We start from the raw sequence: 25,013 nt of genomic DNA, 5'->3' as shown, positions 1-25,013 counted from the left end.
TACGCGGCTTGAAGCCTCTGGCCAGGCTTAGCCGGCTTGACGGGTCTCGGCCTGTTCCTCGGCCCGGAAATGGCTGGGAGCCGACCCGATGACGCGCTTGAACGCCCGACTGAAGGACGCGTCGGATTCATAGCCCAGGCGCGCGGCGACGACGGAAATCTTCAGCCGGTCGCGGACCAGCCATTGCCGTGCCTGGTGCATTCTCACCTGGGTGACATATCTGGCCGGGGTTTCACCGACGATCGTCGCGAAGCGTTCCGCGAAACCCGATCGCGAGGCGCCCATCATCCTGGCGAGCGTTTCCACGGTCCAATCGCGGTCCGGTTCGAGGTGGATTGCCGCCAGCACGCGGCCGATCTCGCGGTCTCTCACCGCCGCGATCCATCCGGACGAGTCGCCGCAGCCGCGCTCGACCCACGAGCGGATGACGGTGGCGGCGAGCACATCGGCAAGCCGTGCAAGGATGCCGCCGGATCCGACGCGCTCCATCGTCACTTCGCGGGCCATGGCCTCCAGCAGATGCGGGATGCCGGGTTCATAGGCTTCCAACTCGTGCGCGCGCATCACGTCCGGCATCATGCCGAGCAATGGGTGCAAACCGTCGAGATTGAAATACATGCTGCCGAAAAAAAGCAGCGTCCCCGGCCGGCGACCTTCATTGGACATGCAGTAAACGTCCTTGCAGACCTCGGCGACCTTGTAGCCCTGGATCGGCGAAGCCTCGATACCCGGCTCGCTCGCCAGGACGTGTGCTGCACCACGCGGCAGCAGCACCGCGTCGCCCGCCTTGAGCTCCACCCATTCGCCGGACGGTTGCAGCAGCCAACATCCCTTGCGGCCGATGAAATGAAACCGTGCCGCCGTCTGGGCCGGAAACTGGAGGCCCCAGGGCTCCTGCATTTCACAGCGGCCGTATTCGACGCCGTCGAGCCGTAACCCGCGCAATATGTCTGTCAGCGGATCGCCGGTGATCGGAACTTTGGACGAATAGTCAAGCATGATGGTGTTTCTAGCATGGAAACTCCAGGCGGTCACTCCCTATGTTGCATTGCAGCCAAATGCTGCGCTGCAACCAGACCGGAGATTCCATCATGACCGAACCCGCGACAGGCGTCATGGACGCCGTTCTTGATCCCGCGGAAACCGACGAACGAGCCGAGCCGGCGTGGGGGGCGGTCGTGTCCCTTGCGCTTGGGGTGTTTGGGCTGGTGACCGCAGAATTCCTGCCTGCCAGTCTGCTGACGCCGCTGGCGCAGGACCTCGGCGTGACGGAAGGGACTGCGGGCCAAGCGGTGACAGCGACGGCCGTTGTCGGCGCGATAGCCGCTCCGACCATGGCCATCATCACCAAACGCCTGGACCGCAGGCTGGTCATGTGGGGACTGACGGTGCTGCTGATCCTGTCGAACCTGGTGGCGGCGTTTGCCTCCTCGCTTCCCGTTCTTCTAATCGCTCGCATCATGCTCGGGATCAGTCTCGGCGGCTTCTGGTCGATGTCGGCGGCCATGGCGATGCGGCTTGTACCGATGCGGCTCATGCCGCGCGCCATGTCGATCATCCTCACCGGCGTTTCGGTGGCGACGGTCTGTGCCGCCCCGGTCGGTGCCTATGTCGGCGACATCTGGGGATGGCGAACGGCCTTCATGATCGCAGCTGTTGTCGGCGCCCTGGCGCTGCTCGTGCAGATCGCCACCCTTCCGAAGCTGCCGCCGGCGGGCGTGGCAAGCGTTCGGACCTTGCTGGACGTGATGAAGCGCCCGATGATCAGGATTGCGCTTCTGGTGGTCCTGCTGGTCGCTTCGGGACACTTTGCCGGCTTCACCTATGTCCGCCCGTTTCTCGAGAAGGTGCCCGCGCTGGATATCGAGACGATCTCGCTTGTGCTGCTCGCCTACGGCATCGGTGGCTTCTTCGGCAATTTTGCCGGTGGCTTCATGGCCGAGCGCAGCCTCAAAACCGCCGTCGGCCTGGCGCCTCTGCTGATTGCTGTGGCAGCCGCCTTGCTGCTCACTCTCGGAGCCTCGCCAGTCGTTGCGGCGATAGCGGTTGCCGCCTGGGGCTTTGCCTTCGGCGCGGTGCCGGTCGGGCTGCAAACCTGGCTGGTGCGAGCCGCTCCCGACCAGGCTGAAAGCGCCGGCGGGCTGATGGTCGCCACGTTCCAGGTGGCCATCGCGCTGGGGGCCGTTTTCGGCGGCCTGCTGGTCGACAACGCCGGCGTTGCCAGTGCGTTCGCCTATTGCGGAATCGCGACGTTGCTGGCGGCCTTGGCGGCGTTCCTGCTTGGTCCGAAGCACGCAGACTAGCCCGTCCGCCCTTGCGGATTTATCTTTGATCGGCCCGGAGATCGGTTACGCTCTTCGGGCCGTTATCGCCGTTACGAAACGGGTCAGGCTGTTTTCGACATAAGCGGCCACTTCGACCTCGGGGTCGAAGCTCCACCACAGCAGCGAGCCCTGCCAGTGCGAAGCCATGAGCAGTCCGACGCCTTCGGGCGCATCGGCTGCTGAGGCAAAACAGGCGTCGAGCACGGTACACAGCGAAGCTTTCCACGACGCGCCGCGTGCGCGAAGCAGCGGATCGCGCAGATCCTCGCGCAGCACCAGAAGGCCTTCGGCATAGGATTCGATGCCGCCATAGTCCTGCGATAGCGCCACCAGCAGCCCGATCGCTCCACCAGGGGTTCTTGGGATCGTCTTCGACAGCCTCGCCGTCTTGTCATCAAGCCGGTCCCATGCCTGCAACAGAGCCCTCTGCTTCAGAGTGGCCTTGCTTTTGAAACGCTGCACCAGCGTCGAGCCGGACAGCCCGCAGGCTACGGACAGCCGCTCAAAGGTGAGCGCTTCCGGGCCATGCGCGTGGATCAGCCGGTTCGCCGCTTCGAGCACGTCTTCGTCGGACTGGGTTTTTGGCCGGGGCATCTTGACATCCATTTATAACCGAATGATCATTTATATATTACGGCACCGGCAGAGACCAGCACCTCCTGGTCGAATCGAGCTTTGGGAGAGCCTAATGACGCTTCGTGGAAAAGTCGCTCTGGTCGCGGGCGCCACGCGTGGCGCCGGCCGAGGCATTGCAGTCGAACTGGGCGCTGCCGGCGCGACTGTTTACGTCACCGGCAGGTCGACGCGCGGGCATCCGTCCGAATATGCGCGTCCTGAAACCATCGAGGAAACGGCGGAACTGGTTTCGGCGCTTGGCGGCAAGGGCATTGCCGTGCAGGTCGATCATCTGATTTCGGAAGACGTGCGCAAATTGGTCGACCGAATCCGTGCGGAGCAGGGCCGTCTCGATATACTGGTCAACGACATCTGGGGCGGCGAAAAGCTGTTCGAATGGAACAAGCCGGTCTGGCAGCACAATCTCGAGAACGGCCTGCGCATGCTCAGGCTGGCAATCGACACGCACCTGATCACAGCTCACCACGCGCTGCCCTTGCTGATCGAGCGTCCGGGTGGGCTGCTTGTCGAGGTCACCGACGGCACCTCCGAGTATAATGCAGACCACTATCGGCTTTCCCCGTTCTACGACCTCGCCAAAGTGTCAGTGACCCGCATGGCCTGGGCCCATGCCCAGGATCTTGCCCCGCACGGTGCCACCTCGATTTCGCTGACACCCGGCTGGCTGCGTTCGGAAATGATGTTGGAAGCTTTTGGGGTGACGGAGGATAACTGGCGTGATGCGACAGCGAAGGTGCCGCATTTCATCATTTCGGAGACACCGCGCTTCGTCGGCCGCGCGGTGACGGCGCTGGCGACGGACGCCGATCTCTCACGCTGGAACGGGCAGTCGCTGTCCAGCGGCGGGCTGGCGCGGGTTTATGGCTTTACCGATCTCGACGGCTCGCGGCCCGACGCGTGGCGCTACGTTCCCGAGGTTCAGGACGCCGGCAAACCTGCCGATGCGACGGGGTACCGTTAGACCGCTCGAACGCTGGGAGCCGGCAATAGTTTCGGTTTCAGGCCGCGCGGCCGTCGAAGTCGAAAATCGACACAGCGTCCAGATTGAGATCGTCTATGCAATGGATGTTGACGTAGGCGCTTCGTTCGCTCCCTTCGCTGACATCCTCGGCGAAGGGATGGATGCCGCAGGTCCGGCAGAACCGGTGGGCGATGACATGGTTGCCGAAGGCGTATTTGCCAAGATCGTCACCCCAGGCAAGCACCCGCAATGCCGCATGCGGCACGGCCCATAGCAGTGCGCCCTTGCGCGAGCAGATCGAGCAATTGCATCGCACGGCTCCGGTCAGATCGCCTTCGACCTTGAAGGCGATCTGACCGCAGTGGCAGCTGCCTTTGTAGAGCATCAGGTCTCCTCCTTCTTTCGACAGGGTGCAAATGTGCTTGTGCCGGGTTATGTCTCTGCAGGTCACGCACCAGTCGTTGCCTGTAAGACGTTGCAGGCGTCCGGAGTCCGACACCGAAAATGCAATCTGCCCGCGACCGCCTCGAAGTCGTCCTTTCGCGTCTCGCCGTCCGCGCGGACAATGAAAGCGTATTCGTAAGACTCTATCCGGAAGCCGGGCGGGCAGCAGCCGATGCCGCCGATATCAGGCGCAAGGCCGGCGTGACGCTCGGACCGCTCGACGGAGCGATCGTGTCGATCAAGGATCTGTTCGACGTCGCCGGCGAGCCGACCACAGCCGGTTCGTTGTTGCTCGGCACCGCGGCGCCGGCGCTGTGGGATGCCGTCATCGTTCGACGATTACGGCAGGCGGGTGCCGTCATCTTCGGCAAGACCAACATGACCGAATTTGCCTTCACCGCGATCGGCGTCAATCCGCATTACGGCACGCCTGGCAATGCGACCGACACCAGCCGGATTGCGGGCGGCTCGTCTTCAGGCGCCGGCGTTTCGGTCGGCGAAGGCACGAGCGAGATCTCGATCGGTTCCGACACCGGCGGTTCGGTCCGCATTCCGGCGTCGCTGAACGGTGTCGTCGGCTTCAAGCCGACCGCACGGCGTGTGCCACGCGGTGGCGTTTTCCCGCTGTCCAACACGCTCGACTCCATCGGCCCACTCGCGCGCACCGTTGCCGAATGTGCCGCAGCCGACGCGGTGATGGCGGGCGAGGAGCCTGTGGCACTGGTTCCGCTTCCGCTTGCCGGGCTGCGCATCGGCGTTCCGCGCGGCGTGCTCTTCGAGGATATGGAAGAAGAGGTCGCGGCGGCGTTCGACCGATGTGTTGGCAAGGTAGAGCTTGCGGGCGCGCGTCTCGCCGATCTGTCCATCGATGACCTCCTTGCCGATTTGCGCGCGGTAACCAAGCGGGCCTCGATCGCGGCAATGGAGGGCGCCGAGGTCCATGCAGATTGGCTGGCGGCAGGTGCGACGACACCGGTCGATCCGCGGGCGAGCGAGCCGCTGTCGCGCGCTGCCGCCGTTCCGGCCACAGCCTATATAAGGGCAATCCGCCGCCGCACGGCGCTTGTCGCCGCCATGGACGAGCGGCTGGCGTCTGTCGATGTGCTGGCCCTGCCGACCACGCCGGTCACCGCCCCGACCATCGTGTCGATGACCAGCGACGAAGTTCTATGTGAACGTACGGAAGGCCTTCTGCTGCGCAACACGCAAGTCGCAAACCAGTTCGATCTCTGCGCGATCTCGCTGCCGATGCCGGGAATGGCGCGCCCGGCCGGGCTGATGCTGGTGGCGCGCAACGGCCACGACCACCGTCTGCTGCGCATCGCTGCGGGGGTCGAGGCATTGCTTGGCCGTTGAAGACGTGAACGTCAGTGTGACGAACAATGGCCGCGTTCGCTGTCCCTGGAGGCGCGTTCGATACCGGCCGCGACCAGCCATGGCAGAGTGTATCGCTTGCCGTTGAGGGTCTGGGTCCGGTTCTCGATCGAGCCGAAAACCACGACCTTGCCGGCGTAGAGGTTGTCCGAGAGATCGAGCGCCTTGTCCTCCCGCGGCAATTCATCGATGTCGATCGACACGCCCTTGATGATTTTGCCGGTGGCAAGATCGAGCGCGCTGTTCGATGGACAGGGCGCCATCACGCAGCGCAAGCCGTTGTCGCAATAGACATAACTGCTCTCCGCCACAGCGAGCGAGGGCAGGACGCAGATCGAAAAGATGGCAGCAAGCAGCGCCATGCGGCGAAGAACGAGCATGGGTCCAGCGTCGTGGAGAAATAGGGCGAAACGGCGGTGACGCTACGCGTCGGCCGGAAACCGCCGCCGGTAGTGCTCGACCACTTCGGGATTGCGCAGGTTGACCGGCAATTTGTTGGCCAGCACCAGCAAGGTTTCATCAGCCGACCCGACGCCCATGCGCATCATCGACTGCTCGGTGATCCCTGCCATATGCGGGGTGACGATGACATTGTCGAAGCCGAAATAGGGATGATTGGAAGGCAGCGGCTGCGTCGCGAAGACGTCGAGCGCGGCACCGCCGATACGGCCCTTTTGCAGCGCTTCGATCAGCGCGTCGTCGTCGATCACCGGCCCGCGCGAAATATTGATCAGCAGCGCATGTGGCTTCATGCGGGCGATGCGCTCGCGGTTGATCAGGCCGCGCGTCTCCGGTGTCAGCGGGCAGCACAGAACGATGATGTCGCTCTGCTCGACCAGCGCGTCGATCGACAGAAAGCCGACCCTGTCCAGCGCCGGCCCCATGCTGCGCGTCGTCGCCACCACGTTCAGGTCGAAACCATGCGCCGCGATATGGCCGACTGCCTGTCCGATGGCGCCGAAGCCGACAATGCCGATCGTCTTGCCGGCGAGCTCGCTGGCGAGAGTGGTGTGGTCGCGGCCGGCCAGCCAGCCCTTCGCCCGCAAGTCGCGGTCCACCATGCGGAAACGCCGAAGCAGCGCCAGGGCCGCGAACATCACGTATTCGGCGACCGACCGCGCATTGACTGCCGGCACGTTGGCGACCAGCACGCCGGCTGCAGTGGCCGCTTCCATGGGGACCATGTCGAGCCCAGCACCATGGCGGATTGCGGCCCGGAGCTTCGTCGTGCCCTCGAAAAGCGCTGATGGCAGCGGAGCGCGAACGATGATGATATCGGCGTCCCTCGCCTCAGTCGCCAGCGTGTGGGCATCGAGGGCGGAGGCGACAACGAGTTCACCGGCACCGGTCAGCATGGCGGAGGCGCGCGGGTGCAGCGTGTGCGTCGAGAGGATTCTAGGCATATCAGACCTGTTCGAGCGCTGGGCTTTGAGCTTCTTCGCGGCCTTCGATCAGGCCTTTCCAATAGCTCTCCGCGCCTTGCAAATGGGCGCTCATCAGCGCCTGGGCGAGGTTGCCGTCGCGGCGCAGCAGCGCCTCATAGATCTGGATGTGCTCCGCATGCGAGCGCACGCTGCGTTCGGGATCGTTGAAATAGATCGGCAGGCGTTGCTCGCCCATCATGTAGTAGACGCTGCATATGTTGTGAAAAACGCTGTTCTTGGTTGCTCGCACGATCTCAAGGTGAAACTCGCGGTCCTCCTTGGCGAGGCCTTCGCCCGCAGCAATGCGATCCTCCGAAGCCTTCAGGATTTCGCGCAGCCGCTCGAAATTTTCCTCGGTGGCACGCGAGCAGGCAAGCTCAGCGGCCTTGATTTCGTGGATCTTGCGCAACTCGACCGTCTCGTAGATCATAATCGGGTCGAGCGGCAGGCCGGCCCGCGCAAACAGTGCCATCGCTTCGACGCTGGGCTGCTTGGTGTCGATATAGATGCCGGATTTGGCCCGGCGCTCGACGATGCGCATGGCTTCGAGGATGGCCAGCGCCTCGCGGATCTGGCCGCGACTGACGGCGAAATGCTCCGCCAGTTCACGCTCAGACGGCGTTCGGCCCGTCGCCTTGTCGGAATGGGAGAACAGATAGGCGGCGAGTTCCGCGAGGAGGTTCTTTTCTTTCATGATCAGCCGCGTAGCGCGTGCGCCTCCAGGAACCGTTCCGAAAGGGTGAATCCCAGTCCGGGCTTCTCGGGGATCGCTATCATACCGTCCTTTGCTTCGACAGTCTCTTCGATAAGATCGTGGATCATCGGGTTGGCGCCGAGCGAATATTCGACGGTAAAGCTAGCCGGCGAAGCAGCGCAGACATGCAGCCCGGCAAAGAAGCAAGGGGCGCCGGCCCACAGATGCGGCGCGAAGCGCAAATTGAAGGCGCTGGCGATGGTGCCGATCTTCATCGCCTCGCTGATGCCGCCGCAAAAGGCCGGATCCGGCTGGAAAATATCGGCCGCCTTGAGCATGGCGAGGTCGCGGAACGCATAGCGCGTCGCCTCGCTTTCGCCGGTGGCGATCGGGATGGAGCCGGACGCCCGCACTTCGGCCATCCCAGGCTTATCGTCGGCGATGACCGGCTCCTCGAACCAGGCCAGATCGAGATCGCCGGCGAGATGGATGAAGCGCTTGGCCTCCGCCACAGTGTAGGTGCCATGCGCATCGACCATCAGGTCGACTTCGGGGCCGAGCGCCTGTCTGGCGGCGCGGACGCGGGCGGCGGAATTGTGCGGGGTGCCGTCCATCGCGCCGATCCGCATTTTCAGCGCCTTGAAGCCGCCCTTGGCGATATAGGATTTCAACTGGTCGCCGATCGCCTCGGTGGAGGCCCAGCCACCGGAAGCATAAGCCGGCATGCGTTCGAGCTTGCGGCCGCCGAGCAGCCGCCAGACCGGCACCCCCAGCGACTTGCCCAGAATATCCCACAATGCGATGTCGACGGCACTGATCGCCGCGACACTGATGCCGCGCCGCGCCAGTTGCGGCATGGCGTGGCCGTTTTGCGCGGCGCTGTCGTGGCGCACGCCATTGTAGAGCATCTCCCAGATCACCCCGATGTCAGCCGGATCGCAGCCGATCAGCTGCGGGCCGACTTCGTGGTTCAGCATGTGGACAAGGGCGCCGTAGCTGCCGGTGCTGCCGGCGGCATTCTTGCCTTCGCCCCAGCCGACCAGCCCATCAGCGGTCTCGATGCGCAAGATGGCGGCGTCGAACGTCGTCACCTGACCGAAGTCGCTGCGATGCTGCTTCGCGGCTTCGATCGGTATGCGGACCCACCAGGCTTGGACCGTCTTGATGCGCATGTTCATCCCCGGCCCTGCCGCCGGTCAGGGCGGAAGGCTCATTCCCAAACGGACCGACTACTTGATCAGCGGCAGCAGCGTTTCAGCATTGATGCGCATCTGGTCGGTGTAGAATTTCTCCGTGAGCACGCTGGAACCGTGGTCTTGGATGAACTTCAGCTGCTCCGGCGAGATGTCGACTGGATTGCGCTCGACCATGTCGGGATAGGGAGCGGCCGGCGTGCGGTCGACAGGGGCGACGAACTCATTGGTCAGCGCGCCGTCGTAGCCGACCTCCTTCAGCGTGCCGACGATCTTCGGCCAGTCGATCTGTCCGAGCCCCGCGGCGAAGCGGTTGTTGTCTGCGACATGGAAGTCGAACAGCCGCTTGCCGACCTGCCGGATGGCGTCATAGACGTTAAATTCTTCCATGTGGATGTGGTAGGCGTCGAGGCAGACACCGCATTCGGGGCTGACCGCATCGGCCAGCGCCAGCGCCTGGGCGCCACGGTTGAACAGATAGGTCTCGAAGCGGTTGAGCGGCTCGACCGCGATCTTGACGCCGACCTTCTTGGCATGGGTGAAGCACTCCCTGGTGGCGTCGACCACCCATTTCCATTCTTCTTCTTCGGTGCCGTCCGGCACCACCTTGCCGACGGTCGCGGGAACGAGGGTGATGATCTCGCCATCGAGCTCGCTGACCATGGTCAGCACGTCCTTGACGTACTGCACGGAGCGCTCGCGCTGGCCCTGGTCCTTGGCGGCGAGATTGCGCTCGCCCAGCATCAACGTCACCGCCCCCCAGCAGCGGATGCCGTGCTCCTTCAGGAGCGCACGCGTCTCGTTGGTCTTGTATTGCTCGGGCTCGCCGGAAATCTCGATCGACTCATAGCCGAATTTCTTGATGCGCTTGAGCGTCGTCTCCAATGGCTCCGCCCGCATCCAGTTGTGCGTCGAAAGATGCATGGTCTGTCCTTCCCAGAATTCGCCTGTAACAGCTCGCCTGCAACGCACCCATCGGAGCGCGCCGCATGATTCCTCCCCAAGGCGCTCCAGCGTTCTTCGTAAACTGGTTCGACCAATTGGGCCTGAAGCGAGGTCTACAGCAATTTGATCTGAACGGCAAGAAGTGCAGGATTTTCGCTCTGATGGCCGGTTTACATCATTGATTACATTGCAATATGTCGCGCAACTCGGCATGGTTGCAGGCTTCGGATGGCAAGCAAGGTGGCTTGACGAGATTTCGACATTTGGTAATACCAGAGCAGCGATGCGTAACGCACTGTGCGAAAAGACCAAAGAGGCTGGCCCTGCTTTCAATCGGCGCTATGCTTGGTCGTGGAAAAATTAGGGAGGATGCCGATGCCGTCGACAATGAAGGGGCCTGGGCTGTTTCTGGCGCAGTTCGCGGGCGATGCCGCGCCGTTCAATTCGCTGCCGTCGATCACCAGGTGGGCGGCCGGGCTGGGCTACAAGGGCGTGCAGATCCCGACCTGGGACAGCCGGCTGTTCGACCTCGAGAAAGCGGCGTCTTCTCAGGCCTATTGCGACGAGGTAAAGGGCATCTGCACCGAGGCCGGCGTCGAGATCACCGAGCTGTCGACGCACCTGCAGGGGCAATTGGTGGCAGTGCATCCGGCCTATGACGCGCAGTTCGACGGTTTCGCGCCGCCAGCGGTGCACAACAATCCTAAAGCCAGGCAGCAGTGGGCGGTCGAACAGATGAAATTCGGCGCCAAGGCTTCGAAAAATCTTGGGCTCAAGGCGTCGGTATCCTTTTGCGGAGCGTTGGCCTTCCCCTACCTTTATCCGTGGCCGCAACGGCCGGCGGGATTGATCGAGGAAGCATTTTCTGAACTCGGCAAACGCTGGAAGCCGATCCTCGATGTCTATGAGGACAATGGCGTCGACCTTGGCTACGAGATCCATCCGGGCGAAGACGTGTTCGACGGCGCGACCTTCGAGATGTTCCTCGACGCGGTGGGCGGCCACAAGCGCTGCAACATCAATTACGACCCGTCGCATTTCCTGCTGCAGCAGCTCGACTACCTCGAATTCATCGACATCTATCACGAGCGGATCAAGGCGTTCCACGTCAAGGATGCCGAGTTCAATCCGACCGGCCGGCAAGGCGTCTACTCCGGCTATCAGAGCTGGACAAACCGGGCCGGGCGTTTCCGCTCGCTCGGCGACGGGCAGGTGGATTTCGGCGGCATCTTCTCCAAGCTTGCTCAATATGACTATGATTCATGGGCGGTGCTGGAATGGGAGTGCTGCCTGAAGCATCCGGAGGACGGCGCGGCCGAAGGCGCGCCCTTCATCGAGCACCACATCATCCGGGTGACGGAAAAGGCCTTCGACGATTTCGCCGGCGGCGCGACCGACAAAAAGGTGCTGCGCGCCATGATGGGAATCTAGCACGGCTTCCCTCCCCCTCGAGGGTGTTTGGACCGGGGACATCGCGAACAGGTGTGCGAGGACATCGCGAACAGTTTGGCGCGCTTTGCGCTGGGGGGTTCGAGATGCCATTCGAGGACACGAGCGTGCTGAAACGGAAGCTGGAGTTTGTGCGGCTGGCTGCGGCGGAAGGAGCGAATATGAGCGCGTTGTGCCGACGCTTCGGGATCGGCCGGACATGCGCTTACAAGTTGCTCGCGCGTTGGCGGGCTATTGGCGAGGCCGGGCTTTTGGAGCGTTCGCGCCGGCCGCAGTCGAGCCCGACGCGCAGCGCACACGAGATCGAGGCGGCAGCGCTTTCGGTGCGCACGACGCATCCGGCCTGGGGCGGGCGCAAGATCGCCCGGGTGCTGGCGCGCCAGGGGCTGGGCAATCCGGCCGCCTCGACGGTGACTGGCATCCTGCGCCGCAACGGCGTCGAGTTGGGTGCGCTGGGTGGCGGCGCCAAAGCGTTCATCCGCTTCGAGCACGCCGCTCCCAACGACCTGTGGCAGATGGACTTCAAGGGCCATGTGCCGTTGCGCGCCGGGCGGCTGCACCCGTTGACCGTGCTCGACGATCATTCGCGCTTCTCGCTGGTGCTGGAAGCTTGCCCCGACCAAACCACCGAAACTGTCAAAACCCGCCTGATCGCCGCCTTCCGGCGCTACGGCCTGCCGTGGCGCATCGCCACCGACAACGGCCCGCCCTGGGGCGACGGCGGCCGCAACAACTTCACCATGCTCGGCGTCTGGCTGATCGAGAACGGCATAACGATCGGCCATTCCAGACCCTGCCACCCACAGACGCTGGGCAAGGAGGAGCGCTTCCACCGCACGCTCAAGGCCGAGGCGCTGCAGGGGCCGCCCTTCGACAGCCTGCAGGCGGCACAGCGCGCCTTCGATGCCTGGCGTCACATCTACAACGCCGAGCGGCCGCACCAGGCCATTGCGGACGCTGTGCCGCTCGACCGCTATCGGGCTTCGGCGCGCGACTTCGCCGATGCCGTCCAGCCATTCGAATACGCGCCCGGCGACCAGGTCCGCAGAATCCAGCAGAAGGGCACAACTTCGCTGTTCGGACACGCCGTCAAGATCTGCAAGGCGTTTGCCGGCAAGGCCGTCGCCTTCCGCCCTACCGAAACCGACGGCGTCTTCGACGCCTACTTCCGTCATCAGAAAATCCAAACCATCGACCTCAACGCAAGCCAACGATAAGATGGGAAACTGTTCGCGATGTCCTCGCACACTTGTTCGCGATGTCCCCGGTCCAAACAGAGGGGAGGGTCGATCCGCGTAGCGGATCGGGGTGGGGTCGCTGAGCGTAGAGCTCGGCATGAACCGACCCCTCCCGGCCCTTCGGGCCACCCTCCCCTCAAGGGGGAGGGGTATCTCAGACGACGAGGGAGAAAATCATGGTCGGCGCATCGAAGTCGGAAACGGGAGGCGGCCCGATCCGCTACGGCATGGTCGGCGGCGGGCAAGGCGCCTTCATCGGTGCCGTGCACCGGATCGCGGCGCGCATGGACAATGAGTTCGTGCTGGTGGCAGGTGCCTTATCGTCGGATCCGGCACGTGCGAAAGCGTCCGCCGCGGAACTCGGGCTCGATCCCACGCGCAGCTACGGCTCTTTCGCTGAGATGGCCAAGGCCGAGGCCAAGCGACCGGACGGCATCGAAGCGGTAGCCATCGTCACGCCCAACAATGTGCACGTGCCGGCGGCGAAGGCATTTCTCGAAGCCGGCATTCACGTCATTTGCGACAAGCCGCTGGCGACGACGTTGGCGGAAGCGAAGAAGCTGGCGGCACTGGTTGAAAAGACCGGCAAGGTCTTTGTGCTCACCCACAACTACACCGCCTATCCGATGATACGGCAGGCGCGCGAGATGGTGGCCAAGGGGCAGCTCGGCGACATCCGGATCGTGCAGTCGGAATATCCGCAAGACTGGCTGACCGAAGATCTCGCCGCCACCGGCCAGAAGCAGGCGTCCTGGCGCTCCGACCCCAAGCAGGCCGGCGCTGGCGGTGCGCTGGGCGACATCGGCACGCATGCCTACAATCTCGCGCGCTTCGTCTGCGGGCTGGAGCTTGATTCGCTATCGGCAGATCTCGATGCCTTCGTGCCGGGGCGGCAGCTCGATGACAATGTCAACGTGATGCTGCGCTTCAAACCGGTCGGCAAGTCGCACCCGGCCAAGGGCATGATCTGGGCGAGCCAGGTGGCGCCCGGCCACGAGAACGGGCTGAAGCTGCGCATCTATGGGTCGAAGGGCGGGCTTGAATGGGTGCAGGCCGATCCGAACTATCTCTGGTACACGCCGTTCGGCCAGCCGAAGCAGTTGATCACCCGCAATGGCGCTGGCGCGCTGCCCGTCGCCGGGCGTGTCAGCCGCGTTCCGTCAGGCCACCCGGAAGGCTATCTCGAAGGTTTCGCCAACATCTACCAGGAGGCGGCCCGCGCCATCCGCGCGGCGCGCCGCAAAGGCGGCAAGCCGGCTAAGGACGTCATCTTTCCGACCATCCAGGACGGTGTCGAAGGCATGGCGTTCATCGAAGCCTGCGTGAAGTCGTCGAAGAAGAATGGAGCTTGGACGAAGCTTTAATCGCTGCGCCCGGTTAACGGGAAGCCCCCTCACCCGGATTGCCAGCCGAATTGCAAGGGCAATTCGGGGCAATCCGACCTCTCCCCGAGGGGAGAGGAGATCGCCGGCGCTGGCGTCTGCCGGATGAGGGGGCTTGTGGCGAAGTCGGCGGAGGAGCCAGCCGGCTGAGGGGGCTTGTGGCGAAGTCGGCGGAGGAGCCAGCCGGCTGTCAAAGGGGAGGGAGCGTCGATGAAAATCGGCATGTGCATGTTTTTGTGGACGACGGCCGTATCGAAGAAACACGAGCCACTGCTCAGGGATATCAAGGCGACCGGCTTTGATGGTGTCGAGATTCCGGTCTTTTCCGGCACGCCCGACGACTACACAAAACTTGGCGAGCTGCTCGACCGCATCGGACTGGAGCGCACCGCGGTTTCGGCAATGGGCGATCCGGCGATGAATCTGATCTCGGCCGATGGCGGAACGCGCAAGGCCGGCATCGATTATATGAGATGGGCGATCGACTGCTCAGCTGCGCTCGGCGCCAAAACGTTGAGCGGCCCGCTGCATTCGACACTCGGCGCATTTTCCGGCAGCGGGCCGACGGCGGCGGAGAAGAAGCGCTCGGTCGCCTCGCAACGCGCCATCGGCGACCACGCCGGCAAGAAGAACGTCACAATCGGGCTGGAGGCGCTCAACCGCTTTGAATGCTATCTGCTCAACACCATGGACGATTTGTCGGAGCATGTCGACGCAATCGACCGGCCGCACATCAAGGCGATGTACGACACCTTCCACGCCAATATCGAGGAAGCCGACCCGATCGGCGCCTATACGCGCAACCGCAGGAATATCGTCCATATCCATATTTCGGAGAACGATCGCGGCGTGCCTGGGCGCGGCCACATTCCGTGGAAGGAGACGTTTTCGGCCATCCGCAAGAGCGGCTATGACGACTGGCTGACGATCGAGGCCTTCGGCCGCTCGCTGAAGGATTTGGCGGCGGCAACCAAGGTCTGGCGCGACTTTTCGGAAAGTCCGGAAGCCGTCTATCGCGACGGCTACAAGCACATCAAGAGCGGCTGGAAGAGGGCTGGTGCTTATTAGCACGCAGCTAAGCCTTCCTCTCAGGCGACCCGAGTTGCCGGCGCCAGGCCGGCGGGCGCTCGCTCGCGCCGCTCCGCGTTGCCGTTTCGACCGATCCCATCAGTTTGCGGCGGAGAAAACTGGAAATGTTGTCGAAGATAAAGACGACAACCAGGATCAACAGAACCATATAGAAAACATTGGCCCAATTGGTGTTGGTGCGCATGGCCTCCCACAATTTCAGGCCGATGCCGCCGGCGCCGACAGCGCCTATGATCGTCGCTGACCGCGTGTTCGATTCCCAGAAATAGAGGGATTGGCTAAGGAATACCGGCAGAACCTGGGGCAGCACGCCATAGCGCTGCACCATTGCCGGCGTGGCGCCAACCGAGCGGATGCCCTCGCGCTGCTTGTCGTCGATGTTTTCCAGCGCCTCGGAATAGAGCTTGCCCAGGGTTCCGGTGTCGGTGAAGAAGATCGCCGACATGCCGGCCAGCGGCCCCGGACCGAAGCCACGCGTGAAGAACAGCGCCCAGATCAGCATGTCGACCGAGCGCAGGAAATCGAAGAAGCGTTTTGTTGCCTGGTTGGCAATCCGGCTCGGCGTGACGTTGCGCGCAGCCAGGAAGGCGAGCGGAAAGGCGACGATCGATGCCAGCACCGTGCCGACGAAAGCCATGACGATGGTCTGCAAAAGCTTCAGCCAGACGTCGCCGTGCTGCCACTCGGCGTTGTTGAGGATGTTGTCCCAGGCGAGCGCCGCGTTTGATCGCGACGGATCGATGCGTGCTCCGGAGATAATCAGTGAAGCGACCTCGCCGAACGGCTTTCCCCAGAATGGCGAGTTCGTGTCGAACACGAAATTGGCCCAGCCGAAGAAACGCCTCCAGGCAACGACTTCGTCGTTTTGGACTTCAGCGCGACCGAGAAATCCGAACGAGACATAGGCTGTCGAGCCTGGCCTGCGCTGCTCGATCCAGTCAGGCAGCGGTGTGCGCGGCGTCACAGAGCTGTCCTTGGCAATGTCGAAAATGACGCTTTCGGCGCCGCGCGTCACGGTGACAAGGTCTGGCGCGATGGCGATCTGACCATTGCCAAGAGTGACAGTCGCGGCCACGACGGCGTTTTCGCGCACCGTTTCAGGCACAGCCGGAGCGGATTGGCCTGACGGGACGGCTGGATTCTCGGCGGTCGGCGCGCCAGGCGCCATAAACGAATCCTGCGACGACTTGCCGGTCGCGCTCGCCGGTGCTGGCGCTGCGTCGACCCGCCGCTCGATCACCGCCATCTGCTTGGCCACCCAGTCGGGATTTGGATTGGATCCCAGCTTGGAAAAGCGGGAGTAGTCGATCGTCAGATGGTTGTCTTTGAATTCGATGTCAGGCCGGATTTCGTAAGACACCCAGTCGGCGAGATACGCGCCGGCAAGGTTCCAGTTCGCTTTTTCGAGAACGGTGACGATCGAGAAGAACCACGCGCAATAGAATGTGTAGAGGATGCAGAGAACGATACCGAGCGGGGTGGCGTAGCGCTTCCATAGGGATCGCCGGAACGCATTCGGATGGCGAGTGGCGATGTCGTTGATGGCGTCGGCGTTCATCGCATTACTCTCCGCGCCCGTATGCGAACGCTTGCCGGCCGACAAGACGATGTCTCAGCCACGCCGAAAACTGATCGACGGCGACAATCGTGCAGAACAGCAGGAAGACGATGGCGATGGTCTTGGCCTCATGGCCCCGGCTGATCGAAAGACGCAGGGATTCGCCGATGCCGCCGGCGCCGACGGCGCCGAGAATGGTCGAAGCGCGCACATTGATCTCGAAGCGGAGCAGGAAATAGCTCATGAAGTTGGGCAGAACCTGAGGCACGATGCCGAACCACACGCGTTCGACCCAGTTGGCGCCAACGGCTCGCAAACCTTCTTCAGGCTTCATGTCGGCATTCTCGACCACTTCGAAGAACATTTTTCCGAGTGCGCCGACGGTGTGGATGCTGACCGCGAGGATCGCCGGAATGGGTCCTAGCGAGAAGACCGCCAGAAAGAAGCCGGCGATGACGATTTCCGGAAAGGCGCGGACAATTTCAAGGAAGCGGCGCGTGGTGAAACGGAGCCAGCGGCTGGCCGTGATATTGCCCGCAGCCAGGAAGCAGAGCAGGAAACCGAATGTGGAGCCCACCAGCGTCGAAAACAGGGCAATGTTCAGCGTCTCGATCATCCGGTAGAAGTATTCCGGAACGTAGATGCTTTGGGTCAGGTAGACCCGGCCTTCGGGGTAGTCGAACTTGAGGCTGCCATCGTCGTAGGGGGACGGCAGGTCGAACAGCGCGCGCACCGGATCGAACCAGTCGCGCGGCTTCAATTCCGTGAAAAAGTCGGCGATATATGGAAGGCGGTCGAAGAACTTTCCGGCGTTGGTTTCGTTGGCGAACCAGAGCGAGCCAGAGAGCGCGAGAAACAGGAAAACCAGGCCTCCGATCGTGTAAAGGCGCCGGCGGGCGGCGAGGTCACGCCAGTGCCGCTCGACAGTGGCTCCCTCCGGTGAAAGCGCAGGCGCACGGTAAACGTCGGTCGCACTCATTTATCGATCCCTGGCCCATGATGCGGCAACGCCGCCGGCGGCACATGGCCCCGGCGGCGTTGTGGCAGTTTACTTACGAGCCGATCTTCGCCTTACGGGCGTCGATGATTGCCTGATAGAATTCCGGGGTGACCGGCGAATAGCCCTTGAAGTCGCCGCCCTGTATCGCCGAGAAACAGGCTGGATCGGTTTCCGGAAGCTTGGTCAGGAAATCGGTGACCTTCTGTTTGGCGCCGGCATCGATCGACGCACGCAGCACCAGCGGGCCGTTCGGGATCATCGGCGACTGCCACAATTCGACAAGATCGTCCATCTTGAGGACGCCCTTGTCGACCATCTTGCGCAGATTGCCCGAGCTGTAGCCGTCCTTGAAGTCGCCGACGCCGGAGGCCCAGGTGGTGCCGGCATCGAAGGTGCCCTTCAGGACCTCGAGGACGAGCTGTTCATGGCCGCCACCAAAACCGGTCGACGCGAAGTAGCTCTTCACATCCATGCCGATGTCCTTGGGCAGTGAAGTGACCGGGATCAGGTAACCCGAAGTCGAATCGGGATCGGCGAAACCGAGTTTCTTGCCCTTCATGTCGGCGAGCGTCTTGATGCCGGAATCGGCACGGGCGACCATGACCGAATGATAGCCGGTCGAACCGTCGGTCTGGACCGTCGTCAGGATAGGCTCAACCGCGTCCTTGTTTTCGAGATAGATCTTGGCATAGGCGGAAGCGCCGAGCTCGGCATAGTCAAGCGTGCCGCCGAGCAGGCCCTGGATGACGCCGTCGTAGTCGGCGGCCGGGAACAGCGAGACTTTCTCGACGCCCAGCACTTCCTTGATGTGGTCGGCGAAGCACTGGTAGTTGCGCAGACGGTCGGCTTCGTTCTCGCCGCCCAGAATGCCGACGCGGAATTCCTTCAGGTCCTGTGCCTGAACCGCGCCCATCGCCATGGCGATGATGGAAACAGCACCGAAAAGCATCTTTCTAAACATGTCGCGTCTCTCCTGTTGGTTCCGGCATCGCGCCGGTAGCGTTCGAATTTTGACAGCGCCCTTGACGTGGGCCGGCGATCCAGGCGCTCTTTTGCTTGTCCATGATCGTTTCCGGATACCGGTATCCACTTGTCGGGATCATGGAACTAGTAGCCCGGAAATGCGGGCTCGAGCGGTCCGGCGGATGCGGCGATTTTTTGCTTGATGGTGACGCTGGTCGAGGTGATGGCCTCGGAGATTTCGCCGCCATTGCTGTCGGCGCCGTAGACCATGCGCACGGCTTCGCGGTTGAGGTCTTCGGGTGGGCCGTCGAACACGACCTTGCCGGCGGCCATGCCGATGATGCGGTTGCAATAGGTGCGCGCGGTATCCAGCGTGTGCAGATTGGTGACGACGGTGATGCCCTCGCGCAGATTGATGTCCTGCAGCGAATCCATAACCACCTTGGCGTTGAGCGGGTCGAGCGAGGCGATCGGCTCGTCAGCAAGGATCACCTTCGGCTGCTGCATCATGGCACGGGCAATCGCAACGCGCTGCTGCTGGCCGCCGGACAAGGTGCCGGCCGGCTGCAGCGCCGTGCGGGCAATGTCGAGACGCTCGAGCGCCGCGATCGCCTCGGCCCGTTCCTCGCGAGAAAAGACACCGAGCAGATTGACAACGGTCGAGCGGTGATTGAGCCGGCCGAGCAAGACGTTGGTCAGCACGTCGAGACGCGGCACCAGGTTGAACTGCTGGAAGATCATGGCGCAGTCGCGCTGCCAGCGCCTGAGCAGCGAGCCGCGCAGGCTGGAGACTTCGGCGCCGTCAAAGAAAATCGACCCTTGGCTGGGATCGATGAGGCGGTTGATCATGCGCAAAAGGGTCGACTTGCCGGCACCGGAACGGCCGATGATGCCGACCATCTGACCGTGCGGGATCGAGATGTCGACATTGCTGACAGCGGTGTTCTTGCCAAACCGGCGGGTGACGCCGCGGATTTCCAGCGTGGCTGAGGTTGCTGACATAGGCAAGTTCCAGTCCAGTCGCAGTTGAAGGTCCGTTGACCCTCGCTAGCGCAGCCGCATGAACCTGCGGTGTCGGATTGATGTCAGTTTTGTTACTGCCCACAGGCAGAGACGTCGCGCCGTCAGCCCAGGACAAGAAGCTCCTCGAAAGGCTTCATGTCCTTGAAGCTGCAAAATGCCGGAGGCCGCAGCTCGATCACCGGAGCTTGACTGGCGAGCAACGAGAGACAGTCATCAAACAGGTCCTGCCATTGAGATGCGCTTTCGTCGTCGAGACGGCGGAGCTGGTAGGCGAAGGTTATGTGGAACGCGTAGGTGTCGTGGTCAGGATGCCGGTATCCGAACGGCACCGACAGGGCATCGCGCCACGCGCGCATGACGCGCTCATCCTCGTCGGAGGCGCCGGCAACGGTCAGGCCGGTCGGCACGACGTCGATAACCCTGACTTTGAACGCGCCATGGTCCTCGACGCCGTTCAGGCGCTCAAGATAGAGCCGGGTCATGTCGTCGATGCTGGTGTCGAGGGGCACATCCTCAGGCCAGAAGGGAAGCCGGCGGCGATATTCGATGATGCCCTGGAACAGCGTCATGTGCAGGCTGGAGATCGGCGTGAAGGCCAGTCGGTCGGCATCGGCCATGGCGCGCATCCGCTCACGCACTTCGATGACCGCCGTTTCGGACGCTGAGCCGCTGACAAGGTGGCAGACAACCGTGTTGCCAGGCTCGATGAGAAAATTGCCTGACCTGTCGTAGCGCGTGCCGAGATGCACGGGAGGGTTCGGGTTCGAGCCGGCAAAGAATCCGGCGAGCGAAGGTTTGATGGGCATGGCGATCTCCTGGGAAAGACCGCCTTTGTCCGAGTCATGTGTCAGGGATATGAATGGTGTGGTGGTGGGAGTGAGTAGTGTGTTGGGAGTGAGTAGTGAGTAGTGAGTAGTGAAAAGAGAGACCTTCGTCCAATCCGCGACTTCCTATCTCCTACTCACTACTCACTACTCACTACTCACTACTCACTACTCACCGTACTTCTCCAGAAACGCTTCCGCCGAAAGCGCGCGAAAATCGTCGAGCGCGGCGCGCAGCCTGATATGGTCCCAATCCCACCAGGCGAGCGCCTGATAACGTTCCGCCGTGCGGCGGTCGAAGCGTTCGCGGATCGGTTTCGCCGGCACGCCGCCGACAATGGTGTAGGGCGCGACGTCCTTCGACACCACGGCGCCGGCGCCGACCGCTGCGCCATCGCCGACGGTGACGCCGGGCAGGATGGTCGAGCCGTGGCCAAGCCAGGTGTCGTGGCCGATGGTGACGCGCTTGGCGCGACGCTGGGCGAAGAATTCGCTCTCGTGCTCGGCGTCGTCCCAATAGTCCGAGGCGCGATAGGTGAAATGGTGCAGCGTCGGCCGCCAGGTCGGGTGGTTGGTGGCGTTGATGCGCACATTGGCGGCAATGTTGGCAAATTTGCCGATCGTCGCGCACCAGACGCCGCAGTCCTGCATCATGTAGGAATAGTCGCCCAGCGTGCTTTCCGAAACCCGGCAGCGGTCGGCGATCTCGGTCCAGCGGCCAAGCGTCGAGTTCTCGACTTCCGCCGTCTCGTGGACAAGCGGCGCTTCCGACAGTTTTCTGGTCATGCGGCGATTTTCCCGGCGGCAAAAGCGGTCACGTCGATGACGCGGTCGGCTACCGCCTCGCGCACGTCGTGGTCGTGGAAGATGCCAAGCAGGGCGACGCCGGCCGCCTTCTTGGCCGCGATCAGCGCAATCACCACGTCGCGGTTCCTGGCATCGAGCGAGGCGGTCGGCTCGTCGAGCAGCAGGATCGGATGCTCGGTGATGAAGCCGCGCGCGATGTTGACGCGCTGCTGCTCGCCGCCGGAAAAGGTCGCCGGCGGCAGCATCCAGAGTTTTTCGGGCAGGTTGAGCTGCGCCAGCAAGGCGCGCGCCTTATTGCGCGCGACCTCACGGTCCGCGCCGCGCTCGACCAGCGGTTCGGCGACAACGTCGAGGGCGGAGACGCGCGGCACGGTGCGCAGGAACTGACTGACATAGCCGATCGTGAGCCGGCGCACGGCAAGCACGGTGCGCGGGCTGGCCGTTGCGAGATCGATGAGCCCATCCTCGTGCTGGACGATGATCTGGCCTGCGTCGACGGCGTAGTTGCCGTAGAGCATCTTCAGGATCGAGCTCTTGCCGGCGCCAGAGGGGCCGCCGAGCACTGCGCATTCACCGCTCCTGATCGAGAACGAGACGCCGGCGACGACAGGCAGTTTGATGCCGTCGCGCAGATGCATGGTGAAGCTCTTGGCGACATCGGAGACGACGAGAGGGGTTGCCATCAGAAGGTGCTCCAATCGTCGTTCGTTGGCGGGACAGCACCCCCCTCTGGCCTGCCGCCCATCTCCCCCTCAAGGGGGGAGATCGGCTGTCGTATTCGGTTTCGCCATTCTCCTGCGTTGCAGAAGGGGCGAGGCATGAAAGCTGCTAATCTCCTCCCTTGAGGGGGAGATGGCCGGCAGGCCAGAGGGGGGTGACTTGGCGCCATCGTCAAACCTGCAAAATCGAGGAAACCAGCAATTGCGTATAAGGCGCGCGCGGATCGTCGAGCACGCGGTCGGTGAGGCCGCTTTCGACGACGCGGCCGTCCTTCATCACCATCATGCGTTGCGACAAAAGCCGCGCCACCGCAAGGTCGTGGGTGACGACGATGGCCGCGAGGCCGAGATCGGTGACAAGGCCGCGCAACAGATCGAGTAGCCGCGCCTGCACCGAGACGTCGAGGCCGCCGGTCGGCTCGTCCATGAACACCAGCCGCGGCCCGGTGACGAGGTTGCGCGCGATCTGCAGGCGCTGGCGCATCCCGCCGGAAAAGGCGCGCGGCTCGTCGTCGATGCGGTCTTCGTCAATCTCGACGCGCGACAGCCAGTCGACGGCAGTGGCGCGGATTTTCCCATAATGGCGGTCGCCGACCGCCATCAGCCGCTCGCCGACATTGGCGCCGGCGGACACCGTCATGCGCAGGCCATCGGCCGGGTTCTGGTGGACGAAGCCCCAGTCGGTGCGCATCAGGAAGCGGCGCTCGGCCTCGCTCATCCGGTAGAGCTCACGGAACTGGCTGTCGCGCATGCGATAGCTGGCGGTGCCGGAGCTCGGCAGCAGCCGGGTCGACAGGCAGTTGAGCAGCGTCGTCTTGCCGGAACCGGATTCGCCGACCACCGCCAGCACCTCGCCCGGCCACAGGTCGAAGGTGACGTTCTCGCAGCCGACACGCGAGCCATAGAATTTGGAAAGCGCGGAAACGCGCAGCAGCGGCTCGTCGGTCATTGCGCCGTCTCCGTTTTTTCCAGGGCAAGAGGGGTTTCAGGCGCAAGGTGGCCGCGATGGCCTTGTTCGCGCCGCTTCTCGCAATGGTCGGTGTCGGAGCAGACGAACATGTGGCCGCCATGATCGTCGAGGATGACCTCGTCGAGATAGACGTTCTCGGCCGCGCATAGCGCGCAGGGCTGGTCGAAGGTCTGCACCTCGAACGGATGGTCCTCGAAGTCGAGGCTGACCACCTCGGTGAAGGGTGGCACTGCATAGATACGCTTTTCGCGGCCGGCGCCGAACAATTGCAAAGCCGGCGAACGGTGCATCTTCGGATTGTCGAATTTCGGCGTCGGCGAGGGATCCATCACATAGCGGCCCTCGACCTTGACCGGATAGGCGTAGGTGGTGGCGATGCGGCCGTGCCTGGCAATGTCCTCGTAGAGCTTCACATGCATGAGGCCGTATTCCTCCAGCGCATGCATTTTCCGCGTTTCGGTCTCGCGCGGCTCGAGGAAGCGCAAAGGTTCGGGAATCGGCACCTGAAAGACCAGCACCTGGCCTGATGTCAGCGGATGTTCTGGGATGCGGTGGCGGGTCTGGATGATGGTCGCCTTCGCCGTCTCGGTGGTGACGGCGACATTGGCGACCTTCTTGAAGAAGGCACGGATCGAAACCGCATTGGTGGTGTCGTCGGCGCCCTGGTCGATGACTTTCAGCACATCGTCCGGGCCGATGATCGAAGCGGTGACCTGGACGCCGCCAGTGCCCCAGCCATAGGGCATCGGCATTTCGCGTGAGGCAAACGGCACCTGGTAGCCGGGAATGGCGATGCCCTTGAGGATCGCCCGGCGGATCATCCTTTTGGTCTGCTCGTCGAGATAGGCGAAGTTGTAGGCGGCGATGTCGGTCGGTTGTGCGGTCATTCCGCTGCCTCCCTTTTCTCCTCGGCTTTGCCGGCGTTTTCGCGAGCATCATGCTCGGCGCGCATGCGGCGCACGAGGTCGAGCTCGGCCTGGAAGTCGACATAGTGCGGCAGCTTCAGATGCTCGACGAAGCCGGTCGCCTGGACATTGTCGGAATGCGAGATGACGAACTCCTCGTCCTGGGCCGCGGCGACGACATCTTCGCCGAATTCCGAAGCGCGTAACGCCCGGTCGCACAGCGCCATGGCCATCGCCTTGCGCTCGCTCTGGCCGAAGACGAGGCCGTAGCCGCGGGTGAATTGCGGGGGCGCCTTGGCCGAGCCCTTGAACTGGTTGACCATCTGGCACTCGGTGACGCGAACGGAGCCGAGCGGTACCGCGAAGGGCAGCTCCGCGACATCGAGTTCCAACTCGACCTCACCGATGCGAACCTCGCCGACGAAGGGGTGGTTGCGGGCATAGCCGCGCTGGGTGGAATAGCCGAGTGCGAGGAGAAAACCCTCGTCGCCGCGTGACAGCGCCTGCAGGCGGATGTCGCGCGCCATCGGGAATTCCAGCGGCTCGCGGGTGATGTCGCCGGGGACATGGTCCTGCGGCATGTCGCCGTCGGGCTCGATCAGGCCTTCGCGGGCGAGGATGGCGGAGACACGGGGCATGGCTTCCGCCTCGCTGGCACGCTGCTGCGGCTCGGCGACGTCGCCGCCCGCGGCAAGCTCGGGATCGAGCAGCCGGTGGGTGTAGTCGAAGGTCGGGCCGAGAAGCTGGCCGCCGGGAAGATCCTTGTAGGTCGCCGAGACACGCCGCTCGACCAGCATCGCGCCGGTGTCGATCGCCTTGGTGTAGCCGAAGCGTGGCAGCGTCGTGCGATAGGCGCGAACCAGGAAGATCGCCTCGATCATGTCGCCGCGCGCCTGGACGATGGCGAGCGCCGCCAATTCCCTGTCGTAGAGCGAGCCTTCGCTCATCACCCGGTCGACGCCGAGCGCAAGTTGCTCGACGATCTGGTCGAGGCGAAGCGCCGGCACCGAGCGGTCGCCGCGCCGGCGGTCGGCGAGCAGGGCGTGGGCGTTGGCAATGGCCGCTTCGCCGCCCTTTACCGCGACATACAT

At 63.3% G+C, this 25,013-nt stretch carries 25 protein-coding genes; 7 read left to right on the top strand and 18 right to left on the bottom strand.

Features of this window, described 5'->3' with window-relative positions:
- Window positions 1–27: 27 nt before the first annotated feature.
- Window positions 28–999, bottom strand: a complete 972-nt coding sequence (locus RPG13_RS01545) for an AraC family transcriptional regulator (protein WP_095488245.1) — start codon at window positions 997–999, stop codon at window positions 28–30.
- 92 nt (window positions 1,000–1,091) lie between these two features.
- Between RPG13_RS01545 and RPG13_RS01540 the strand changes: the two genes are divergently transcribed.
- Complete coding sequence (locus tag RPG13_RS01540; RefSeq protein ID WP_095488467.1) at window positions 1,092–2,303, top strand: MFS transporter; 1,212 nt, start codon at window positions 1,092–1,094, stop codon at window positions 2,301–2,303.
- A gap of 45 nt (window positions 2,304–2,348) precedes the next feature.
- Here RPG13_RS01540 and RPG13_RS01535 read toward each other — a convergent pair whose 3' ends face one another.
- Window positions 2,349–2,918, bottom strand: a complete 570-nt coding sequence (locus RPG13_RS01535) for a TetR/AcrR family transcriptional regulator (protein WP_337124276.1) — start codon at window positions 2,916–2,918, stop codon at window positions 2,349–2,351.
- 94 nt (window positions 2,919–3,012) lie between these two features.
- Here RPG13_RS01535 and RPG13_RS01530 point away from each other — a divergent pair, with 94 nt between their 5' ends.
- Window positions 3,013–3,921: an SDR family oxidoreductase gene (locus tag RPG13_RS01530; RefSeq protein WP_128243645.1), complete on the top strand. Its 909-nt coding sequence runs from the start codon at window positions 3,013–3,015 to the stop codon at window positions 3,919–3,921.
- A 37-nt stretch (window positions 3,922–3,958) separates the two neighbouring features.
- Here the strand turns inward: RPG13_RS01530 and RPG13_RS01525 are convergent, their stop codons facing one another.
- Window positions 3,959–4,306 (bottom strand): GFA family protein, encoded by a 348-nt coding sequence (locus tag RPG13_RS01525; protein WP_337124275.1) that lies wholly within the window; start codon window positions 4,304–4,306, stop codon window positions 3,959–3,961.
- 119 nt (window positions 4,307–4,425) lie between these two features.
- Between RPG13_RS01525 and RPG13_RS01520 the strand changes: the two genes are divergently transcribed.
- A complete protein-coding gene (locus RPG13_RS01520; protein WP_337124274.1) occupies window positions 4,426–5,721 on the top strand; it encodes an amidase in 1,296 nt (431 codons plus the stop codon).
- 11 nt (window positions 5,722–5,732) lie between these two features.
- Here the strand turns inward: RPG13_RS01520 and RPG13_RS01515 are convergent, their stop codons facing one another.
- The 5 genes from RPG13_RS01515 to RPG13_RS01495 are packed head-to-tail and all read right to left on the bottom strand — an operon-like array spanning window position 5,733 to window position 9,974.
- The gene (locus tag RPG13_RS01515) at window positions 5,733–6,119 is read right to left on the bottom strand and encodes a hypothetical protein (protein ID WP_337124273.1); all 387 of its coding nucleotides are present in this window, start codon (window positions 6,117–6,119) and stop codon (window positions 5,733–5,735) included.
- A 42-nt stretch (window positions 6,120–6,161) separates the two neighbouring features.
- Window positions 6,162–7,142 (bottom strand): hydroxyacid dehydrogenase, encoded by a 981-nt coding sequence (locus RPG13_RS01510; RefSeq protein ID WP_095488250.1) that lies wholly within the window; start codon window positions 7,140–7,142, stop codon window positions 6,162–6,164.
- A 1-nt stretch (window position 7,143) separates the two neighbouring features.
- Window positions 7,144–7,857 (bottom strand): FadR/GntR family transcriptional regulator, encoded by a 714-nt coding sequence (locus tag RPG13_RS01505; protein ID WP_095488252.1) that lies wholly within the window; start codon window positions 7,855–7,857, stop codon window positions 7,144–7,146.
- Between the two features lie 2 nt (window positions 7,858–7,859).
- Window positions 7,860–9,029, bottom strand: coding sequence for a mandelate racemase/muconate lactonizing enzyme family protein (locus RPG13_RS01500; protein WP_128284706.1), 1,170 nt, complete (start codon window positions 9,027–9,029; stop codon window positions 7,860–7,862).
- Between the two features lie 57 nt (window positions 9,030–9,086).
- Window positions 9,087–9,974, bottom strand: a complete 888-nt coding sequence (locus RPG13_RS01495) for a sugar phosphate isomerase/epimerase family protein (RefSeq protein ID WP_128284707.1) — start codon at window positions 9,972–9,974, stop codon at window positions 9,087–9,089.
- A 396-nt stretch (window positions 9,975–10,370) separates the two neighbouring features.
- Here RPG13_RS01495 and RPG13_RS01490 point away from each other — a divergent pair, with 396 nt between their 5' ends.
- The 4 genes from RPG13_RS01490 (at window position 10,371) to RPG13_RS01475 (ending at window position 15,132) form a co-directional block, all read left to right on the top strand.
- Window positions 10,371–11,426, top strand: coding sequence for a sugar phosphate isomerase/epimerase family protein (locus tag RPG13_RS01490; RefSeq protein WP_337124272.1), 1,056 nt, complete (start codon window positions 10,371–10,373; stop codon window positions 11,424–11,426).
- Window positions 11,427–11,530: 104 nt separating this feature from the next.
- Window positions 11,531–12,661, top strand: coding sequence for an IS481 family transposase (locus tag RPG13_RS01485; protein WP_126104210.1), 1,131 nt, complete (start codon window positions 11,531–11,533; stop codon window positions 12,659–12,661).
- A 197-nt stretch (window positions 12,662–12,858) separates the two neighbouring features.
- Window positions 12,859–14,046 carry a Gfo/Idh/MocA family protein gene (locus tag RPG13_RS01480; protein WP_292224094.1) on the top strand — a complete coding sequence of 396 codons (1,188 nt, stop codon included), beginning with the start codon at window positions 12,859–12,861 and terminating at the stop codon, window positions 14,044–14,046.
- 228 nt (window positions 14,047–14,274) lie between these two features.
- Entirely contained in the window at window positions 14,275–15,132 is an 858-nt protein-coding gene (locus RPG13_RS01475) for a sugar phosphate isomerase/epimerase family protein (RefSeq protein WP_337124270.1), read from the top strand.
- A 7-nt stretch (window positions 15,133–15,139) separates the two neighbouring features.
- Here the strand turns inward: RPG13_RS01475 and phnE (RPG13_RS01470) are convergent, their stop codons facing one another.
- The 10 genes from phnE (RPG13_RS01470) to RPG13_RS01425 all read right to left on the bottom strand — a co-directional run bounded on the left by phnE (RPG13_RS01470) (window position 15,140) and on the right by RPG13_RS01425 (window position 25,013).
- Window positions 15,140–16,711, bottom strand: a complete 1,572-nt coding sequence (phnE, locus tag RPG13_RS01470; RefSeq protein ID WP_337124269.1) for a phosphonate ABC transporter, permease protein PhnE — start codon at window positions 16,709–16,711, stop codon at window positions 15,140–15,142.
- Window positions 16,712–16,715: 4 nt separating this feature from the next.
- Window positions 16,716–17,690 (bottom strand): phosphonate ABC transporter, permease protein PhnE, encoded by a 975-nt coding sequence (phnE, locus tag RPG13_RS01465; RefSeq protein WP_126104832.1) that lies wholly within the window; start codon window positions 17,688–17,690, stop codon window positions 16,716–16,718.
- A gap of 73 nt (window positions 17,691–17,763) precedes the next feature.
- Window positions 17,764–18,672 carry a phosphonate ABC transporter substrate-binding protein gene (phnD, locus tag RPG13_RS01460; protein WP_126104833.1) on the bottom strand — a complete coding sequence of 303 codons (909 nt, stop codon included), beginning with the start codon at window positions 18,670–18,672 and terminating at the stop codon, window positions 17,764–17,766.
- Between the two features lie 146 nt (window positions 18,673–18,818).
- On the bottom strand, window positions 18,819–19,676 hold the full coding sequence (gene phnC / locus RPG13_RS01455; protein ID WP_029348282.1) for a phosphonate ABC transporter ATP-binding protein: 858 nt from the start codon (window positions 19,674–19,676) through the stop codon (window positions 18,819–18,821).
- Between the two features lie 122 nt (window positions 19,677–19,798).
- On the bottom strand, window positions 19,799–20,503 hold the full coding sequence (locus tag RPG13_RS01450) for a DUF1868 domain-containing protein (protein ID WP_337124268.1): 705 nt from the start codon (window positions 20,501–20,503) through the stop codon (window positions 19,799–19,801).
- Between the two features lie 186 nt (window positions 20,504–20,689).
- Window positions 20,690–21,307 (bottom strand): DapH/DapD/GlmU-related protein, encoded by a 618-nt coding sequence (locus RPG13_RS01445; protein ID WP_337124267.1) that lies wholly within the window; start codon window positions 21,305–21,307, stop codon window positions 20,690–20,692.
- On the bottom strand, window positions 21,304–22,011 hold the full coding sequence (phnL, locus tag RPG13_RS01440) for a phosphonate C-P lyase system protein PhnL (protein ID WP_126104837.1): 708 nt from the start codon (window positions 22,009–22,011) through the stop codon (window positions 21,304–21,306). Before phnL ends, RPG13_RS01445 begins: the two co-directional genes overlap by 4 nt.
- Before the next feature lie 208 nt (window positions 22,012–22,219).
- Window positions 22,220–22,996: a phosphonate C-P lyase system protein PhnK gene (phnK, locus tag RPG13_RS01435; protein WP_095520288.1), complete on the bottom strand. Its 777-nt coding sequence runs from the start codon at window positions 22,994–22,996 to the stop codon at window positions 22,220–22,222.
- Window positions 22,993–23,904, bottom strand: coding sequence for an alpha-D-ribose 1-methylphosphonate 5-phosphate C-P-lyase PhnJ (locus tag RPG13_RS01430; protein ID WP_337124266.1), 912 nt, complete (start codon window positions 23,902–23,904; stop codon window positions 22,993–22,995). The genes phnK and RPG13_RS01430 overlap by 4 nt, the downstream gene beginning before the upstream one ends.
- Window positions 23,901–25,013 (bottom strand): carbon-phosphorus lyase complex subunit PhnI, encoded by a 1,113-nt coding sequence (locus tag RPG13_RS01425; protein WP_337124264.1) that lies wholly within the window; start codon window positions 25,011–25,013, stop codon window positions 23,901–23,903. Before RPG13_RS01425 ends, RPG13_RS01430 begins: the two co-directional genes overlap by 4 nt.

Source organism: Mesorhizobium sp. ISC15 (genome assembly GCF_037162615.1).
GTDB classification, from domain to species: Bacteria; Pseudomonadota; Alphaproteobacteria; order Rhizobiales; family Rhizobiaceae; genus Mesorhizobium; species Mesorhizobium mediterraneum.
The sequence above is the reverse complement of the archived record's forward strand: the minus strand, read 5'-3'. Positions and strand labels throughout refer to the sequence as shown.

Bases quoted from the DNA above. Each gene is read 5' to 3' on its own strand.
- RPG13_RS01510 (WP_095488250.1), bottom strand. From the start codon at position 7,142: ATGCCTAGAATCCTCTCGACGCACACGCTGCACCCGCGCGCCTCCGCC.
- RPG13_RS01500 (WP_128284706.1), bottom strand. From the start codon at position 9,029: ATGCGCATCAAGACGGTCCAAGCCTGGTGGGTCCGCATACCGATCGAA.
- RPG13_RS01445 (WP_337124267.1), bottom strand. From the start codon at position 21,307: ATGACCAGAAAACTGTCGGAAGCGCCGCTTGTCCACGAGACGGCGGAA.
- phnE (WP_337124269.1), bottom strand. From the start codon at position 16,711: ATGAACGCCGACGCCATCAACGACATCGCCACTCGCCATCCGAATGCG.
- RPG13_RS01520 (WP_337124274.1), top strand. From the start codon at position 4,426: ATGCAATCTGCCCGCGACCGCCTCGAAGTCGTCCTTTCGCGTCTCGCC.
- RPG13_RS01535 (WP_337124276.1), bottom strand. From the start codon at position 2,918: ATGCCCCGGCCAAAAACCCAGTCCGACGAAGACGTGCTCGAAGCGGCG.
- RPG13_RS01525 (WP_337124275.1), bottom strand. From the start codon at position 4,306: ATGCTCTACAAAGGCAGCTGCCACTGCGGTCAGATCGCCTTCAAGGTC.
- RPG13_RS01495 (WP_128284707.1), bottom strand. From the start codon at position 9,974: ATGCATCTTTCGACGCACAACTGGATGCGGGCGGAGCCATTGGAGACG.
- phnE (WP_126104832.1), bottom strand. From the start codon at position 17,690: ATGAGTGCGACCGACGTTTACCGTGCGCCTGCGCTTTCACCGGAGGGA.
- phnL (WP_126104837.1), bottom strand. From the start codon at position 22,011: ATGGCAACCCCTCTCGTCGTCTCCGATGTCGCCAAGAGCTTCACCATG.
- RPG13_RS01450 (WP_337124268.1), bottom strand. From the start codon at position 20,503: ATGCCCATCAAACCTTCGCTCGCCGGATTCTTTGCCGGCTCGAACCCG.
- RPG13_RS01425 (WP_337124264.1), bottom strand. From the start codon at position 25,013: ATGTATGTCGCGGTAAAGGGCGGCGAAGCGGCCATTGCCAACGCCCAC.
- RPG13_RS01490 (WP_337124272.1), top strand. From the start codon at position 10,371: ATGCCGTCGACAATGAAGGGGCCTGGGCTGTTTCTGGCGCAGTTCGCG.
- RPG13_RS01430 (WP_337124266.1), bottom strand. From the start codon at position 23,904: ATGACCGCACAACCGACCGACATCGCCGCCTACAACTTCGCCTATCTC.
- RPG13_RS01530 (WP_128243645.1), top strand. From the start codon at position 3,013: ATGACGCTTCGTGGAAAAGTCGCTCTGGTCGCGGGCGCCACGCGTGGC.
- phnK (WP_095520288.1), bottom strand. From the start codon at position 22,996: ATGACCGACGAGCCGCTGCTGCGCGTTTCCGCGCTTTCCAAATTCTAT.
- phnC (WP_029348282.1), bottom strand. From the start codon at position 19,676: ATGTCAGCAACCTCAGCCACGCTGGAAATCCGCGGCGTCACCCGCCGG.
- RPG13_RS01505 (WP_095488252.1), bottom strand. From the start codon at position 7,857: ATGAAAGAAAAGAACCTCCTCGCGGAACTCGCCGCCTATCTGTTCTCC.
- RPG13_RS01545 (WP_095488245.1), bottom strand. From the start codon at position 999: ATGCTTGACTATTCGTCCAAAGTTCCGATCACCGGCGATCCGCTGACA.
- RPG13_RS01480 (WP_292224094.1), top strand. From the start codon at position 12,859: ATGGTCGGCGCATCGAAGTCGGAAACGGGAGGCGGCCCGATCCGCTAC.
- RPG13_RS01475 (WP_337124270.1), top strand. From the start codon at position 14,275: ATGAAAATCGGCATGTGCATGTTTTTGTGGACGACGGCCGTATCGAAG.
- RPG13_RS01540 (WP_095488467.1), top strand. From the start codon at position 1,092: ATGACCGAACCCGCGACAGGCGTCATGGACGCCGTTCTTGATCCCGCG.
- RPG13_RS01485 (WP_126104210.1), top strand. From the start codon at position 11,531: ATGCCATTCGAGGACACGAGCGTGCTGAAACGGAAGCTGGAGTTTGTG.
- RPG13_RS01515 (WP_337124273.1), bottom strand. From the start codon at position 6,119: ATGCTCGTTCTTCGCCGCATGGCGCTGCTTGCTGCCATCTTTTCGATC.
- phnD (WP_126104833.1), bottom strand. From the start codon at position 18,672: ATGTTTAGAAAGATGCTTTTCGGTGCTGTTTCCATCATCGCCATGGCG.